The sequence below is a fragment of the Rossellomorea sp. NS-SX7 genome (assembly GCF_052828565.1).
This window is the reverse complement of sequence record NZ_CM128249.1, coordinates 2,113,537-2,127,993: the sequence shown is the minus strand read 5'-3', so window position 1 is coordinate 2,127,993 and position 14,457 is coordinate 2,113,537. Positions and strand designations below refer to the sequence as shown.

Below are 14,457 nucleotides of genomic sequence, written 5' to 3'. Positions count from 1 at the left end.
CGTTTAGATACTGATGCAGCGAGGGGTAGGTGTTTATTAGTGATGAGATTTTCAGGATTGAAAAAAAGTTATGTTGAAGAATTGTTATTATGCACAAGTGTTCACTCCAACAGTTGCACGGGATTTCAGGGTTCTCTTTACCAGATAATGTGTTGTATGTGGGCGGAGGTGGTGTATATTACCAAGCGTAATATTAAAAAGTTTGAAACTTATTTCTTTATTAAACGTCTATTACAATGTAGAAAAATAAGACTAGAGAATGATGCAATGAAAGATAGGGACTTGTACAATGGATAAAAGTTTGAATACTAAAAACATTGACTGCAATAAAAAGGAGAATCAAAAATAATGAAAAAGTTAATCAGTATTGTACTTCTTATACTATTGGGAATTGGTTTAGGACATCCGGCAGCAGCTTCAGATAACAACAACGATAAAGAAAGCATCAATGAAAAGTTTGGAGTTCCAATAGTGGTGTATGGCGAGACACTCACTGAACAGCAAAAAAAATCTGTACAGGAACAGCTTGGCCTTGATGAGAATGATGATGTGGAAGAATTTACTGTGACAGGGGAAGACCTCGTTACATATATCGAAGTGGAAAATAGAAATGCCCGAATGTATTCATCTGCAAAAATAACCAGACAGGAGAAAGGACAGGGGCTGAACGTAGAAATTGTTACTCCTGATAACATCACTGAAGTCTCTGAATCCATGTATGCCAATGCATTATTGACGGCTGGGGTAGAAAATGCAAATGTTGAAGTTGCCTCACCAGTAAAGGTAAGCGGACACTCTGCTTTAACGGGAATCTATAAAGCTTATGATGTAAGCGGGGAAAAACTTGACTCCGTACGGATGGAAGTTGCCAATGAAGAGTTAAACGTTGCAACTGAATTAGCAAAGGATGCCGGGATTGATAAAGAAAAAGTCAGCGAACTTCTGACAGAGATTAAAAAGGAAATTGCTGAGCAGGATCCGGCAACAAAGGAAGAAGTGGAGAAAATCGTTGAGGAAAAGCTTCAAAATATGAACATCGAGCTAAGCCCCGAAGATCGTCAATTGCTGATTGATCTTTTTGATAAAATCAGATCCCTCGATATCGACTTCGATAACGTACAGCAGCAACTCGAGGATCTGACAAAGGATATTCAATCCACCATCAAAGATATTGTAAATGATGAGGGATTCGGTCAAAAGGTATCCGATTTCTTTACAGGTTTATTGGACGCAATTGCTGAATTCTTTAAGTCGATAAAAAGTCTATTTTCGTAACACGTTCTAAGAAGCCCAATCAGGGCTTCTTTTTTTAAAGACCATTCTTTTAAAGCTTTTTGCACTGGTCAAATGCCCTTCCATAATTCCATTTTTTTAATAGGCTGATAAAGAGGAGTGTCAGCTATGAACTATAATCGAAATATGTATGGAGTAAACGTTAATCAAATTCCAGAATTTTCACCAATAAACCAACCATACCAAGGGGCATATGCACAGTATGGGCCGGTCGGCGGACAGCATGGGTATGGATATGGATTTCCTGGTTATCCACCTCCCGTACAGGGACCAGGGCCAGGCTTTGGATATGGCTATGGTAATGGATATGGTTATGGATTAAATCCTTTAAGTGCTGGATTAATCGGATTAGGAATTGGATTTTTAGGAGGACAAATTGCAGGAGGCCCCTTTAATACATTTGGGAAAAGATATTATTATTACTATTGATTATTGATCACTGGTTCCGTGATTGAAACTTGAAGCTGATTCTGAATTGGATCAGCTTTTTTTATCTGTTATGAAATTATCATTGACTAAATACCTACAGGGGTATAAAATGAATATATACTAATCTAAAGAGGTGTTAATATGGAATTTATCGGATTGTTAATCATGGTATTCTTGATTCTATTATATGTCAGGCAAATGAAGCCTGGAAAAAATATTAATCAGATCTCGACTTCGGAATTAAAGAAACATCTAGGAGATACTTCCAAGCAATTTATTGATGTGCGTACTCCCGGTGAATTCAAAGGAAGACATATTAAAGGGTTTAGGAACATACCGCTTAACACACTTCCAAAGAATATGGATAAGCTGTCAAAGGATAAAGAGATAGTCGTAATCTGCCAGAGTGGAATGAGAAGTGCCAAAGCCGGGAAGGTCTTAACTTCATCCGGTTTTACATCCGTTACAAACGTCAGAGGCGGAATGAATGCATGGTCAAATTAAATGTTTAAAAGAAAGGGAAATGAGAATGAAAAGGATTACACCGACAGAATTACAAAAGAAACTTGAAAATGGTGATGTTCTAACGATTATTGATGTAAGAGAAACGGCAGAGGTCAGTGCAGGGAAAATCCCTGATGCATTAAATATTCCCCTTGGCCTTTTAGAATTCAGAATGAATGAATTGGATAAGGCAAAGCAATATTTCATCGTCTGTGAATCCGGTGGGAGAAGCAGTCAAGCTGTTCGATTTCTTGAATATCAAGGCTTTGATGTCGTGAATATGGATGGTGGAATGTCAGCTTGGAAGGGTAAACTTCAATAATGATGTGTTTAAAGGACTGAAATCTTTAGTCCTTTTTGTTTTCTCCATGATAAACAAGGTAAATATAGTAAGGAGTAATTGCAGTATTAAGGAAATGAGATGATGCATGTTGAAAGAAACAAACGAATCTAAGTATATACAGCAGCATTTAGCAAATGAACGGACCTATTTGGCATGGATCAGAACATCCATCGCTATCATCGGGATAGGTTTCTTGACAACCAGCCTTCATTACACTTCACCACAGGAAAATGAATTTCAAGGGCAGATCACTATGCTGATTAGCGTAGTAAGTATAGTAATTGGGGTATTCCTGATTATCGGTTCGACAATAAATTATTACCGTGCCCGGAAGCATATCAACACACAAACGTTTACATCCGCCAATGCTGTAATCATTTTTATGTCGATCGTTGCAATGATCATTTCAATATTTGTATGTGTGTATCTATATTCATTAAATGTGTAAACGTCGTATGTAAAACAAAAAGCAGGGATAGAAATCCCTGCTTATTCGATATCCTGTTTCTTTTCATTATAATATTGGACTGAAGTCATTGCCCCTTCGCTGACCATCGAGTTATCCTCGATGTTCTGAGGGTCGGGATTACCGCCCTTATCAACCGGTAGATCTTCTGACCTGCGTTTTTTGATCTTCGTCATTAAACCTTCTTTCATGTTATGAAGATGGTTTCTATTTTCTTTAGAAGATAACAGCCATCCTAATGAACCTGCAGTTACAGTAGCCCCGACTAATAAAGTTTTATTTACTTTCATATTTTCTCCTCCTAGAAAATGAATCTTTTATTAAAACGTTGGTTTTTGTATTCCCTTCATGAATCCTTTTAAACATAATTAGGAATCCAATAAATAGTAAACCAGGAAGAGTCATAGAAAACAGAGTATTCTATCATTCATAATCTCCCTAAATATTGGCATAATACCTGTATGACACTCAATTGAGAAAGGTGATTACATGAGGAAGTTAACAAGTAGGCAATTGTCTTCGATCATATACATATGCGGGGCAATGATGACGGTTATAGCCATCGCCGTTTCCCTGATCCAGACCAATATCATCATTAAAGCCATAAAAAAGTATAGTCCGTATAACTAAGTTGTATTAGTTGCAATGATGCTTTAAAGTCAGCACAATAGAAAATATGGGAGGGATGAAAAATGAAACTTAAAGGGAAAAAAATCATTCAGCTGGTAAGCGGAGATTTTGAAGACCTTGAACTTTGGTATCCTGTCCTTCGATTAAGGGAGGAAGGGGCTGAAGTCCATATTGTCGGTGAAAAGGCTGATGAAGAGTATATTGGAAAATACGGAGTCCCTATTGTAACCGACTTTTCATTTGGTGACGTCAATCCGGAAAACTATGACGCCATATTAGTACCAGGTGGGTGGTCTCCTGATAAATTGAGGAGATATCCTGAAGTCATTCATATGATTAAGGATATGAATTCACATACCAAACCAATCGGCCAAATTTGTCATGCCGGCTGGGTATTGATTTCTGCCAAAATATTAAATGGAGTAAAAGTAACCAGTACTCCAGGAATAAAAGATGATATGGAAAATGCCGGTGCCGTTTGGGTAAATGAGCCTGTTGTGGTAGATGGTCACATTGTCTCTAGCCGCAGACCGCCTGACTTACCCGACTATATGCGAGCATTTATTGACGTAATGGCTGAATAGAAAAAAAACGAAATAATACCCGCCTTCACTAATAAGGGTATTATTTCGGGCTTTTTTGTGTATAACTATTTTTGATTTTTTTGCCTTTTGTCCTCATCAGTCAATCGTGCAAAAAACGTCTGTTTGATGGATTGGTGCGTAGTGATGGCCGCTCCTGTACAAATGAACCCATTGGCTATGCCGTTAAAATCAAATCCCAATCTCCAGCTGCTGGCTGCCACACCCACTACTAATAGAATCCAAATGATCAACCAGTCAGGAATATGTGGAGTACGTTTTAATGCAAAACCCAATACCCAAAGGACAGGAACAAGAATCGTCAATTGAGGATGTATGGTTATTCCGTTGAACAATTCAGTCATACGCGGAATCCTCCTTTTGAATGGTCCTATTATCAATCTATTCTGCTGACTCACACATTCATGACAGATATTATGGACCTCTTGCTTGTTACTTATGGAAATGCAATAAAATATGGACCCCGGTTAATAACAGGAGTCTTGGGACAGTTCTCTAATGTTTGAAGTGACAATACATACCTTCAATGATAAAATATGAATGACTTTATATATGATTAGGAGTTGTTAATAATGGCGAAAAAAGGATACATACTATTTCAAACAGGTGAAAAGATTGAATTTGACCTTTTCCCTAATGAAGCCCCAGGAACAGTAGAAAACTTCGAGAAATTAGCAAAAGAAGGATTTTATGACGGCTTGTCATTCCACAGAGTCATCCCTGGATTTGTCAGTCAAGGAGGCTGCCCTAACGGTAATGGGATGGGTGGACCCGGCTACACGATCAAGTGTGAAACTGAAGGCAATCCTCACAAGCATGAAGAAGGTTCTCTATCAATGGCTCATGCAGGAAAAGATACAGGTGGAAGCCAATTCTTTATCGTACATGACCCACAGCCGCATTTAAACGGTGTCCATACCGTTTTCGGAAAAGTAACTTCAGGAATCGACATCGTGAAATCAATGAGAAACGGCGACGTAATGGAGAAAGTTGAAGTATTCGACGCTTAATCATTTTTGATTGAAACTTTACGGTTGAAATTTCTGCGGAAATCATATACTATATAACATACAAGCTGCGTTGTACGTAATCATAACGAAGTTTTAACCTTTAAACTGTAACAGGGAGTTTTATATCGAAGCCGGAATGTCAAGCCTCCACGATAGAGGACGACAGGAAGTATTCTGCAAACACCCACTTTGAGGAGTGGTGGTTTAAAACTTTCTTATCTAACATTACGGCAAATGTGGCTCTAATTTTACAATCATCTAGCCAGTTCTCAGAAGAGGACTGGCTTTTTATTATGTTTGAGTACTTATGCCTTATCCGAGATGAAAAGATGAATTTCTAGGAAGGACGAAGTATTTAAGAGAATATTAAGGAGGGCTTTTATGAAGGTGCATACATTTAGAGAATTTCTCGATGCTTTTTTAGATGCTTGGGAACGGTCTTCTATAACAGATTTGGAAAATTTCATATCTACTGATTATAAAGCCAGAGAAATATCCGGAGGAGAAATGGCAGATTTCGGTTATGATGAATCAATAAATGGCTGGCAGCAAGGGTTTGACTTTGTAAAGGAAAACGAAGCACAATGGGATGTAAACGAAATCTCAACCTTGCCTTTAAGGGAGAATGAAATGCTCGTCACTTTATCTGCATCCATCATCATTCAAGGAAAACCAATGAAAACAGTGAATTTATTTTTTGACACTTTCAAGAAAACTGAAGGTGGCGATTGGAAATTGATCAGAAGTTACATAGAAGCGGGGGTACCAATTGAGAATGTGGAGAAAATAAAGGGGTTTAGGATCTGAAAGGGACTGAGGGATTGAACGACAAACACTCTACTAAAGAACAGTAGAAAAATACATAGAGAGCAGAAAAAAAATGACTTTATGAAATCAGCACGGCTCATCGGTGAAGTCATTGGTCATTCCACTCAATATATTAAAAGGGGCAATCTTCCTTCTTGGAAATTCTGAAAAGTCACAGGTTGTACTAAATACTAGATGAAAGTTGCACTCGCATCTTCCCTGGGTTTCTTTTAATATTAATAGTATCATGCATGTATTAGAAAGGATGGTTATTATGAGTGAAAGACAGATTAACAGTACGCTCTCAATGAAAGAGAAAGCAGTTTCGTTCTTGGAGATGGTAGCATCTGGTAGCGTAAGGGGAGCTTTCAGGAAATATACAAGTTCCGACTTTTGTCACCATAACCCCTATTTTCGTGGAGATGCAGAATCGATTATGATTGCGATGGAAGAGAATGCTCAGGAGACCCCTGATAAAATCTTCGAGGTCAAACATGCTGTTGAAGAAGGAGAAATCGTGGCAGTACATTCTCATGTCAGACAGCATCCCGGGGATATTGGAGCAGTTGTCGTCCATCTCTTTCGCTTTCAGGATGACCTCATTGTTGAAATGTGGGATGTAGGGCAGCCCATCCCAGAGGGTTCCCCTAATGAGAATGGGATTTTTTAATCTGTAGAATGAATGAACAAAAATGTAAAGTGGGTAAGGAACGACTCTTTTGCTTGTATGTGCCAAGTAAGAGAGTCGTTCTTTTTTTGAGTGACAAGTATAAGGTAAGTGCCTGTCCTGATCCAAAAACACTATTGATGAAAAATTATAGCAAACGATCAACCCAGCCACGTAAATCTCTGAAAACATGCATCCCGCAATAATTGAAGGGTGTCCATTCCCTTTTTTTTAGTTAATGTTAATCGTTTTGGTTATGGTAAAATAAGGACGGTTAGATTGATGACAGTCGATGTTTAGTTGATTAGGGTGGTGGTGAGTTTGACTATTGAGATAATGAGTGTCGATGAGAGGCCCATTAATGCTTCTGAATTGATGAAACTCTATCGTGAGGCAGGCTGGTGGGAAGAAAGATCGAAACAGGACATTCAGAAGGTGATCGATCAGGGGGACTCGGTTGGTGCCTGGAGTAAAGGTGTTCTTATAGGGTTTGCAAGAGCGGTGAGTGATGGTGAATTCAGGGCATATATTGAAGATGTTGTCATACATAAGGAATTTCAGAAATCCGGTACCGGAACAAAGCTTGTTTCCACATTATTAGATGAACTTTCCCATATTGATGTGATCAGTTTGTTTTGCGAAAAGGAATTGATTCCCTTCTACGAAAAAAATGGCTTTAAGTTCAGTGAGACTCAATATATTATGCATCGGAGAAAAGGGACATAAATCTACATCCACGAAAAAGAGGTGCCATGTAAAATGAAAATAAACATTCAACCAACACCTGATACGATTGATTATTGGATAAACGCTTTTGTCCCTGAAAAAGATTTATTTTTTCTGCCTGCAAAAGAATTTGAGCATTTTAAAGAATACATAGATACTGCTTTGGTCATTCCGAGACAGGAGTTCTTTAATCATGCAACGTATAAACAAATACAACTTAATAATAGTTACCAGTATTGGAATATTTCAGTTGAAGTTGACTATATTCTTGTGGTCACACCAGATTGGGTTAAAAGTCTTACTCCTGACAAGAAAGAATTCTTATTCCATATTCAAAAAGAAGTTGGGAGAGGGTTGATTTATCCTATTTCATATTCAGCTTTAGATTCTTCTATTCCAAAAGAACATATCATTGAAGTGGATGGGGAACATTTTATCATTCTCCAGAAAGCTATGTGGAAAGAGATACCTTATGATATAAGAAAAAATCTTATGGTTGAATTTGCACAGCAATGGGAGAAATGGGATTCGTGCCACTATCCTTTGGAGGCTCCCACTTTTTTAAAGAAGATAGCAAATACTTTCCCTACTTCATCTGGAGGTAATTGTTTATCTGCAACATTGTTTGCGGTAAGTCAACAAGAGTGGATCATAAACGAATGGGTGCATCCTGAAACATTCAAGCAAGGTTTAAAGAGCAGAAATTATACACAAACATTGATTCAAGGAATACAAAAAGGTGACGTTGTCATTTGGGAAAATTCAGATGGAGAGATCCAACACGCCTCCTTTTGCATCGGGAATGACCTATTCTTTAACAAAAATGGACAAACCTTCTTTAACCCCTGGAAAGTTGTCGGTTTTGCTGAACTGACAGAGATATGGGGTGATTATAATATGAAGATTTTTCGTGAACCTGTCTAATTTACAACCAAGACATCAAGCAATGTAAATGAAGAAGACTCGTCAAGTCGACGAGTCTTCATTCTTTATGCCATTCTTTTTCACGCCGGAAATGAATTCCAACTTTCTATTTTCTATTGTTCTGATTTTTCTACTTTTTTCTCTTTTAAAATAAGCAGCAGACAGCACCCATTAAAAATTCCTATCCTTCTTTGATTTTTTTCTAAAAAACCATATGGTTACTCCGATTAGTATCAATATGATGGCCAATGGTAGAATGAGGTACAAAGAAAATCCTGTTGTTCCAAGCATTGAAGTTCCTCCCAGCAAAAAGTATATGATCCTATATGATCTTGATAACCTCCTTATTCCCAGAGTACAATCCCATAAAACGTTCCGATGTGCTTAAAATAACCCGTCTCAGACCACGTTGACGTTTAAAGTAGTCTCGAAGCGGGCTTGCAGCTATTGGAGTGAAAGTTTATCTATTAATCTATGGATTCTCCGTTATAATAGTAGTAGATTCATTCTTTTTTTCGATTCACTAATGAGACTTTACATAACGGAGGCATTGCCGATGGGTCATTCTGGTTTATTTAACGGTTTACTGATCAATCTCCTTGTCATTCTGATCATCATCTTATTGGTAAGTTTTTATCACCTATCCAAACAAAGAGTATACAAGGTTCAAATCAAATCTTTACCTGTTTATTTCATCAGTACGATCTTAATATTTCTCAGCCTGCTTCTCTCCGTGCAATTAAAAGATGGATTTATCTACGATTTGCGATTCATCCCCTTTTTATTGGGGGGGATCTATGGGGGAAGGAGAGTACTTCCCTGGCTGGCGTTGACAATGATTGCCATACGTTTACCCTTTATGGGACCTGGTTTTATCATCACTGTCTTTATTACAATCCTATCAAGCGTCGCTATTTTTTATCTTACACCTAAATTATCCGGTAAAACTTGGGACAAAAGGGTTTATTGGTTTACATGCTTTTCTATTTGTTACTCTATTCTCGGTTTCCTGATTCCATCTGTGTTCTTCAACTTCAGTGACTACACTTCTTTTTTGATTTATTCAGCCACCCTTACAGGTTCAACATTCTTTGTCTTCTACTTATGCGAAATGATACGGACTATTTATATCCTGCAATTGGAATCGATTAAATATGAAAAAATGCAAGTGGTAAGCCACCTCGCTGCAAGCATGAGTCATGAGGTAAGAAATCCTCTAACGACTGTCAAAGGCTTTTTGCAATTGATTAATGAAAATCCGGCCGATGCACCGACCAATACAGAGCTTTCAAAAATAGCAGTCAGTGAAATCGACCGTGCCACAGAGGTCATCAATCAATATCTGAACTTTGCAAAACCACATCCTGAAATGGAAATCGATGTTGATGTCACCGGGGAAATCAGACGTTCACAGGAAATCATCATGCCGCTTGCAACCAAAAAAGGGATCACCGTGGAATCGGATCTCTTGCATCATCACTCGATCAAGGGAGATCCAAATAAGTTTCAGCAGGTGCTCATCAATGTGATGAAAAATGGAATCGAGGCAATGGAATCTGGAGGGATCTTGGAAATCTTCAGCTATGAAGATGACAGCATGCTCGTCATTATGATAAAGGACACGGGAATCGGTATGACCAAAGAACAAGTAACGCGCCTCGGCGAGCCTTATTATTCATTGAAAGGAAAGAACGGAACCGGGCTTGGAATGATGACCGTCTTTCAATTGGTTGATGGAATGAATGGATCTGTAAGGGTAGTGAGCAAGAAAAATAAAGGTACATCTATCATTTTGTCCTTTCCTGTATCGGTTGCATCATATAAGAAAGAAGCAGATGTTATCTAGTGACAAAGGCCTGTTCCCCGATGCATTACATCATCGCATCGAGGGACAGGCCTTCATTGGGTATACACACACTTGTAGGCACCCCAGCATATCATATCGTGGTAAAAAGCTGAAGGGAATGAGTGAAGATGTATCATCCATATCATACTTACGCGAACCCGAATTACACTGATTTCATGTCAAGAGGGCAGGAGGACCACCAGCAGGTAGTAAATGTCCTGCTCAGTGGAATCCTTGGAAAGGCTGCAGCGGTTGATTTTTACAGCCGTCTGGCTGATGCCGCGCCTGACGAAGAGCATAGAAGCCATCTAGTTACAATTGTTGAAGAAGAAAGAATGGAATGGGGCAGTTTGACGAACCTTTATATCTCGCTGACTGGAGTACAGCCTGCGTATAGCATCGACCAGATACCCTTTCAGAGTTATCAGGAAGGTCTTCAAAGGGGCTATGAAGCGGAAATTGAGAGTTATGAACATTTCCGGCTGGGCACTTTGCTTACCGAGCATCATGCAATCTATGACGCTTTCTTGAATGCCTGTAAGAGTGGGTGGGAACACGCAGACCGATTAAGTTATCTGGGGGCTGCAGATGGCAATCGAATGGACTATGGGTCCGAACCATTTACTGTAAACATCGATGAGGCCACGGTACAGAACAATACGTTTCGTTCAGCCATTTGGACCGGAGAACACCTTCAGGTTACATTGATGAGTATTAATGTGGGAGAAGATATCGGTCTTGAAATCCACCCGGAGCTGGACCAATTCCTCCGTATCGAGCAGGGGCAGGGTGTCGTTCAGATGGGGAATGATCCGAATAATCTGACCTTTCAGAGGAACGTGAAAGAGGATTTTGCAATCATGATTCCGGCTGGGACGTGGCATAACTTGACCAATACAGGCAATGAGCCAATAAAGCTTTACTCGATTTATGCCCCGCCTCAACATCCGAAAGGGACCGTCCATCAGACAAAGGCAGATGCGATGGCAGCCGAAGAAGCAGAACATGGGCGTAAGTATTTTGGTGGGTTCTGGGGGTAGCAAAAGTAAATGGTCTGGTCTGAGTCTCGTTAAATTTGTCAGATTCCATCGGTTGATTTGTGAGTGAAACGAAGACTCCCGGGGAAGAGAACAGGTGTGAACCGGCAGGATCATAGCAACAGGAGAGGCCAGCCTACTGACCGAGTTATTTCAGGGAAATAATAGAGAATTCAGAAAAATATTCCAATTAATTAATTTACAAAATAATGAAAAAGTGAGATAATCAAGAAAATGATGAAAGGGGAAAGTAAGTTTATGGAACCAACAAATTGCTGAGTATTAATTTAATCTTAAATTAATAGGGATTTTATTTAGAACGTTAAAGTACCTAGTTTCAATAGGTTTATTTGTTATGTTCTTTATGGAATCAGGCAATTTAGAAGGTACTTACTTACTTTTGCTCAACAAATTCATGAATAGGATTGGCGTCCGTAATAATGTTAACGGCGCTCTTAATACAGGTGGACTCCGTGTTTCTTAAATATGCCGAGTTCAGTCTTTACGTCCAGTCCATGTTCATAAAAAATGAGCATACAAGACTGTAAGAAGAAACATCTTCTTATGGTCTTTTTTGTTTAACTGAATAAGTATGAAGTTCTTCTTGATGCTGTCCATAGAGCGTAACGCACAATATGGATGAAAGAAGGCAATAATATGCTTGAATTATCGTTGAAAGGTGTAAAAAAATATATGGATGCCACCCTGATTCTTGAGGATATCACGTTTGAAGTGTATAGCGGGGAAAAGGTGGGGATCGTCGGTGTAAACGGAAGCGGGAAAAGCACGATACTGAAATTGATTTCTGGGAATGAGTCCATGCACTACTATCCAGGTTACCCACAGACCTCCAGCTACGGCTATGATGAAGGGTTTGTATACTTGCCGAAAAACGCTGCAGTTGCTTACCTTGAACAGATACCCCAATTCCCACAGGGAATGAAGGTCATCGACATCTTGAATCTTGCCTTTGAAGAGGTTCACATCATCGAGAATCAGATGCGTGATTTAGAGGAATCGATGAAAACACTAGAAGGTACGGCTCTTGAGAAAGCCCTGACAAAATACAGCGACCTTGTTCAGATGTATGAAGTGAAAGGCGGATATGAGACAGGGGAGAAATTGGGCCGGGTATGTACCGGGTTGAAGTTTGATGAAGGTTTTCTAAACAGGGATTTCGATTACTTGAGCGGCGGGGAAAAAACAACAGTTATGCTCGGGAAGCTCCTGATCCATTCACCTGACATCCTGCTATTGGATGAACCGACCAACCATCTGGATATGGAGTCGATCGAATGGCTCGAAGACTACCTGAAAAGCTACAAGGGCATCGTTCTCACCGTTTCCCATGACCGTTATTTTCTAGATAACGTGGTTACAAAAATCATTGAAATAGAGGATAAGGTTTCCAAGACCTACAAAGGGAACTATTCCTCCTATGTCATTCAAAAAGAAGAAAACCTGCAAATTCAATATGACCATTTCAGGGAGCAGCAGAAGAAAATCGGCAATATGGAAAACCAGGTGAAAAATCTAAGGGACTGGGCACTTCGAGCAGATAATAATAAGTTTTTCAGAAGAGCTGCAAGCATCCAGAAGAAGATCGACAAACTGGATAGGATCGATAAACCGGTTTTTCAAAAAAAGAATATGAGAATCGACTTCAATACTTCCGGGCGCTCTGGAAATGAAACGGTAAAAGCAGTCGGTCTGTCCAAACGTATTCATGATAAGTTGATTTTCAAGAATGCCGATTTGATGATTCAATATGGTGAAAGGGTGGGGCTGATTGGCTCGAATGGAAGCGGGAAGACGACATTCCTGAAGATGCTCCTTGGAGAGGAACATCCGGATCGTGGTATGGTGGAATTAGGAGCGAATGTCATGCCAGCTTATCTGCCTCAAAAAATCGTGTTTACAAATGAAGAACTGACTGTACTGGAAGCCTTTAGGGAAGATAACTCCATTTTAGAGGGGAAAACACGTGAATACCTGGCAAAATTCATGTTCTACAAAGGAAGTGTCTTCAAAAAAGTGAAGCAACTGTCAGGGGGGGAACGAATCAGGCTTAGGCTAGCTATGCTGCTATTCCAGGATATCAATTTATTGATACTTGATGAGCCGACGAATCATCTGGATATTGATTCAATTGAAGCCCTTGAAGAAGCATTGGAAGAATTCAAAGGAACCATCTTCTTCATCTCCCACGATCGTTATTTTATAAATAAAATGAGTGAGAGAGTGGTCGCGGTTGAGGATTATGGCTTTAAAAGCTACACTGGAAATTACGATGATTATCGCGGTGAGATTGAGAAATCAAAAAGCAGGAAGTTACTGAATGTACCTGTTGAATTAGTGAAGAAGCCGCATACCAAGTTTGAAGATACTAAGAAGGAAGAGGAAATAGTCTTGGCAAAGGTTGAAGCCCTTGAAAATGAAATCACTCAACTGGATGAAGCCATTGTCCGGGATCCGATGGAGCATGAGGAACTGGATAGGCTTTATAAAAGGATGCAGGAGTTGAATGAAGAGCTTGATTCGGAAATGGAAAAATGGATGGGGTTTGCTGAGTAACTATCAATGCTGGGGGACAGGGGGAAATCCTGTCCCTTTGTCATACTGAGATTAGTAGAGTGAGGTGTAGTGTGTTAATGTTAATAAGAAAGTTTCATAAAAGAGATGCAGAAATGACGATGAATCTATTCAAGGAAACGATAACTGCCGTGAATTTAGGTGACTATTCTAAAACTCAGGTTGATGTGTGGGCAAACAGCATCACCAGTACAAAAAAGTGGGTGCATCGTCTTGAAGAGAGTATTGCTTATGTGGCAGTCAAGGACGAGCTAATTGTAGGGCTCGTGAACATTAATAACCTGGGTGAAATTGATTTGCTTTATGTTCATAAAGATCATCAAAGGAATGGAATCGGTGCCTCTTTATTATCAAAGGTGGAGAAAATTGCCCGAACGATGGAATTAACAGAATTGTTCACAGAAGCAAGTATTACGGCAAGGCCTTTTTTTGAATCCAAGGGTTATAAGGTGGTAAAAAAGCAAATCAAACAAGTAAAAGGGACGGACTTTGTGAATTATAAGATGCTTAAAAGGGGTATTTCATGTTGTTGAAGGGGTTTTGCTAATCAATGTATTACAGGAAATAATGATTGAATTTCC

17 protein-coding genes and 1 other RNA gene are annotated in these 14,457 nt (G+C 39.3%); 16 read left to right on the top strand and 2 right to left on the bottom strand.

The annotated features are described in order from the left end of the window. Window positions 1–348 precede the first annotated feature (348 nt). The 5 genes from ACUXV2_RS10575 to ACUXV2_RS10555 all read left to right on the top strand — a co-directional run bounded on the left by ACUXV2_RS10575 (window position 349) and on the right by ACUXV2_RS10555 (window position 3,017). Window positions 349–1,275 carry a DUF1002 domain-containing protein gene (locus ACUXV2_RS10575; protein WP_446246966.1) on the top strand — a complete coding sequence of 309 codons (927 nt, stop codon included), beginning with the start codon at window positions 349–351 and terminating at the stop codon, window positions 1,273–1,275. Between the two features lie 126 nt (window positions 1,276–1,401). Further along, complete coding sequence (locus tag ACUXV2_RS10570; protein WP_446246965.1) at window positions 1,402–1,722, top strand: hypothetical protein; 321 nt, start codon at window positions 1,402–1,404, stop codon at window positions 1,720–1,722. Window positions 1,723–1,863: 141 nt separating this feature from the next. Continuing rightward, entirely contained in the window at window positions 1,864–2,226 is a 363-nt protein-coding gene (locus ACUXV2_RS10565; RefSeq protein WP_446246964.1) for a rhodanese-like domain-containing protein, read from the top strand. A gap of 25 nt (window positions 2,227–2,251) precedes the next feature. Continuing rightward, a complete protein-coding gene (locus ACUXV2_RS10560; protein WP_446246963.1) occupies window positions 2,252–2,548 on the top strand; it encodes a rhodanese-like domain-containing protein in 297 nt (98 codons plus the stop codon). Window positions 2,549–2,654: 106 nt separating this feature from the next. After that, window positions 2,655–3,017: a YidH family protein gene (locus tag ACUXV2_RS10555; protein ID WP_446246962.1), complete on the top strand. Its 363-nt coding sequence runs from the start codon at window positions 2,655–2,657 to the stop codon at window positions 3,015–3,017. A 41-nt stretch (window positions 3,018–3,058) separates the two neighbouring features. On the opposite strand, the gene ACUXV2_RS10550 is transcribed toward ACUXV2_RS10555, so the two are convergent. After that, entirely contained in the window at window positions 3,059–3,325 is a 267-nt protein-coding gene (locus ACUXV2_RS10550) for a hypothetical protein (RefSeq protein WP_446246961.1), read from the bottom strand. A gap of 402 nt (window positions 3,326–3,727) precedes the next feature. Between ACUXV2_RS10550 and ACUXV2_RS10545 the strand changes: the two genes are divergently transcribed. Beyond that, window positions 3,728–4,249, top strand: coding sequence for a type 1 glutamine amidotransferase domain-containing protein (locus ACUXV2_RS10545; RefSeq protein ID WP_446246960.1), 522 nt, complete (start codon window positions 3,728–3,730; stop codon window positions 4,247–4,249). A gap of 65 nt (window positions 4,250–4,314) precedes the next feature. Here the strand turns inward: ACUXV2_RS10545 and ACUXV2_RS10540 are convergent, their stop codons facing one another. Further along, window positions 4,315–4,611 carry a phage holin family protein gene (locus tag ACUXV2_RS10540; protein WP_446246959.1) on the bottom strand — a complete coding sequence of 99 codons (297 nt, stop codon included), beginning with the start codon at window positions 4,609–4,611 and terminating at the stop codon, window positions 4,315–4,317. Between the two features lie 228 nt (window positions 4,612–4,839). On the opposite strand from ACUXV2_RS10540, the gene ACUXV2_RS10535 reads away from it, so the two are divergent. The 10 genes from ACUXV2_RS10535 to ACUXV2_RS10490 all read left to right on the top strand — a co-directional run bounded on the left by ACUXV2_RS10535 (window position 4,840) and on the right by ACUXV2_RS10490 (window position 14,409). Next, window positions 4,840–5,277: a peptidylprolyl isomerase gene (locus tag ACUXV2_RS10535; protein WP_446246958.1), complete on the top strand. Its 438-nt coding sequence runs from the start codon at window positions 4,840–4,842 to the stop codon at window positions 5,275–5,277. Between the two features lie 59 nt (window positions 5,278–5,336). Then, window positions 5,337–5,524, top strand: a non-coding RNA gene (gene ssrS / locus ACUXV2_RS10530) — 6S RNA. Window positions 5,525–5,658: 134 nt separating this feature from the next. Then, on the top strand, window positions 5,659–6,084 hold the full coding sequence (locus ACUXV2_RS10525) for a flavoprotein (protein WP_446246957.1): 426 nt from the start codon (window positions 5,659–5,661) through the stop codon (window positions 6,082–6,084). Window positions 6,085–6,358: 274 nt separating this feature from the next. Further along, complete coding sequence (locus ACUXV2_RS10520; protein ID WP_446246956.1) at window positions 6,359–6,754, top strand: nuclear transport factor 2 family protein; 396 nt, start codon at window positions 6,359–6,361, stop codon at window positions 6,752–6,754. 318 nt (window positions 6,755–7,072) lie between these two features. After that, window positions 7,073–7,477 carry a GNAT family N-acetyltransferase gene (locus tag ACUXV2_RS10515; RefSeq protein WP_446246955.1) on the top strand — a complete coding sequence of 135 codons (405 nt, stop codon included), beginning with the start codon at window positions 7,073–7,075 and terminating at the stop codon, window positions 7,475–7,477. Window positions 7,478–7,510: 33 nt separating this feature from the next. Further along, a complete protein-coding gene (locus ACUXV2_RS10510) occupies window positions 7,511–8,401 on the top strand; it encodes a hypothetical protein (RefSeq protein ID WP_446246954.1) in 891 nt (296 codons plus the stop codon). Between the two features lie 556 nt (window positions 8,402–8,957). After that, on the top strand, window positions 8,958–10,247 hold the full coding sequence (locus tag ACUXV2_RS10505; RefSeq protein ID WP_446246953.1) for an ATP-binding protein: 1,290 nt from the start codon (window positions 8,958–8,960) through the stop codon (window positions 10,245–10,247). 128 nt (window positions 10,248–10,375) lie between these two features. Beyond that, window positions 10,376–11,287 carry a cupin domain-containing protein gene (locus tag ACUXV2_RS10500; RefSeq protein WP_446247045.1) on the top strand — a complete coding sequence of 304 codons (912 nt, stop codon included), beginning with the start codon at window positions 10,376–10,378 and terminating at the stop codon, window positions 11,285–11,287. Window positions 11,288–11,941: 654 nt separating this feature from the next. Further along, window positions 11,942–13,858 carry a ribosomal protection-like ABC-F family protein gene (gene abc-f, locus ACUXV2_RS10495; RefSeq protein ID WP_446246952.1) on the top strand — a complete coding sequence of 639 codons (1,917 nt, stop codon included), beginning with the start codon at window positions 11,942–11,944 and terminating at the stop codon, window positions 13,856–13,858. A 77-nt stretch (window positions 13,859–13,935) separates the two neighbouring features. Further along, complete coding sequence (locus tag ACUXV2_RS10490; RefSeq protein WP_446246951.1) at window positions 13,936–14,409, top strand: GNAT family N-acetyltransferase; 474 nt, start codon at window positions 13,936–13,938, stop codon at window positions 14,407–14,409. Window positions 14,410–14,457: the final 48 nt, after the last annotated feature.

Excerpts from the sequence above, each read along its gene's own strand:
- ACUXV2_RS10570 (WP_446246965.1), top strand. The coding sequence starts at position 1,402 with ATGAACTATAATCGAAATATGTATGGAGTAAACGTTAATCAAATTCCA.
- ACUXV2_RS10490 (WP_446246951.1), top strand. The coding sequence starts at position 13,936 with ATGTTAATAAGAAAGTTTCATAAAAGAGATGCAGAAATGACGATGAAT.
- ACUXV2_RS10535 (WP_446246958.1), top strand. The coding sequence starts at position 4,840 with ATGGCGAAAAAAGGATACATACTATTTCAAACAGGTGAAAAGATTGAA.
- ACUXV2_RS10560 (WP_446246963.1), top strand. The coding sequence starts at position 2,252 with ATGAAAAGGATTACACCGACAGAATTACAAAAGAAACTTGAAAATGGT.
- ACUXV2_RS10540 (WP_446246959.1), bottom strand. The coding sequence starts at position 4,611 with ATGACTGAATTGTTCAACGGAATAACCATACATCCTCAATTGACGATT.
- ACUXV2_RS10565 (WP_446246964.1), top strand. The coding sequence starts at position 1,864 with ATGGAATTTATCGGATTGTTAATCATGGTATTCTTGATTCTATTATAT.
- ACUXV2_RS10510 (WP_446246954.1), top strand. The coding sequence starts at position 7,511 with ATGAAAATAAACATTCAACCAACACCTGATACGATTGATTATTGGATA.
- ACUXV2_RS10525 (WP_446246957.1), top strand. The coding sequence starts at position 5,659 with ATGAAGGTGCATACATTTAGAGAATTTCTCGATGCTTTTTTAGATGCT.
- ACUXV2_RS10520 (WP_446246956.1), top strand. The coding sequence starts at position 6,359 with ATGAGTGAAAGACAGATTAACAGTACGCTCTCAATGAAAGAGAAAGCA.
- ACUXV2_RS10575 (WP_446246966.1), top strand. The coding sequence starts at position 349 with ATGAAAAAGTTAATCAGTATTGTACTTCTTATACTATTGGGAATTGGT.
- ACUXV2_RS10550 (WP_446246961.1), bottom strand. The coding sequence starts at position 3,325 with ATGAAAGTAAATAAAACTTTATTAGTCGGGGCTACTGTAACTGCAGGT.
- ACUXV2_RS10505 (WP_446246953.1), top strand. The coding sequence starts at position 8,958 with ATGGGTCATTCTGGTTTATTTAACGGTTTACTGATCAATCTCCTTGTC.
- abc-f (WP_446246952.1), top strand. The coding sequence starts at position 11,942 with ATGCTTGAATTATCGTTGAAAGGTGTAAAAAAATATATGGATGCCACC.
- ACUXV2_RS10545 (WP_446246960.1), top strand. The coding sequence starts at position 3,728 with ATGAAACTTAAAGGGAAAAAAATCATTCAGCTGGTAAGCGGAGATTTT.
- ACUXV2_RS10500 (WP_446247045.1), top strand. The coding sequence starts at position 10,376 with ATGTATCATCCATATCATACTTACGCGAACCCGAATTACACTGATTTC.
- ACUXV2_RS10555 (WP_446246962.1), top strand. The coding sequence starts at position 2,655 with ATGTTGAAAGAAACAAACGAATCTAAGTATATACAGCAGCATTTAGCA.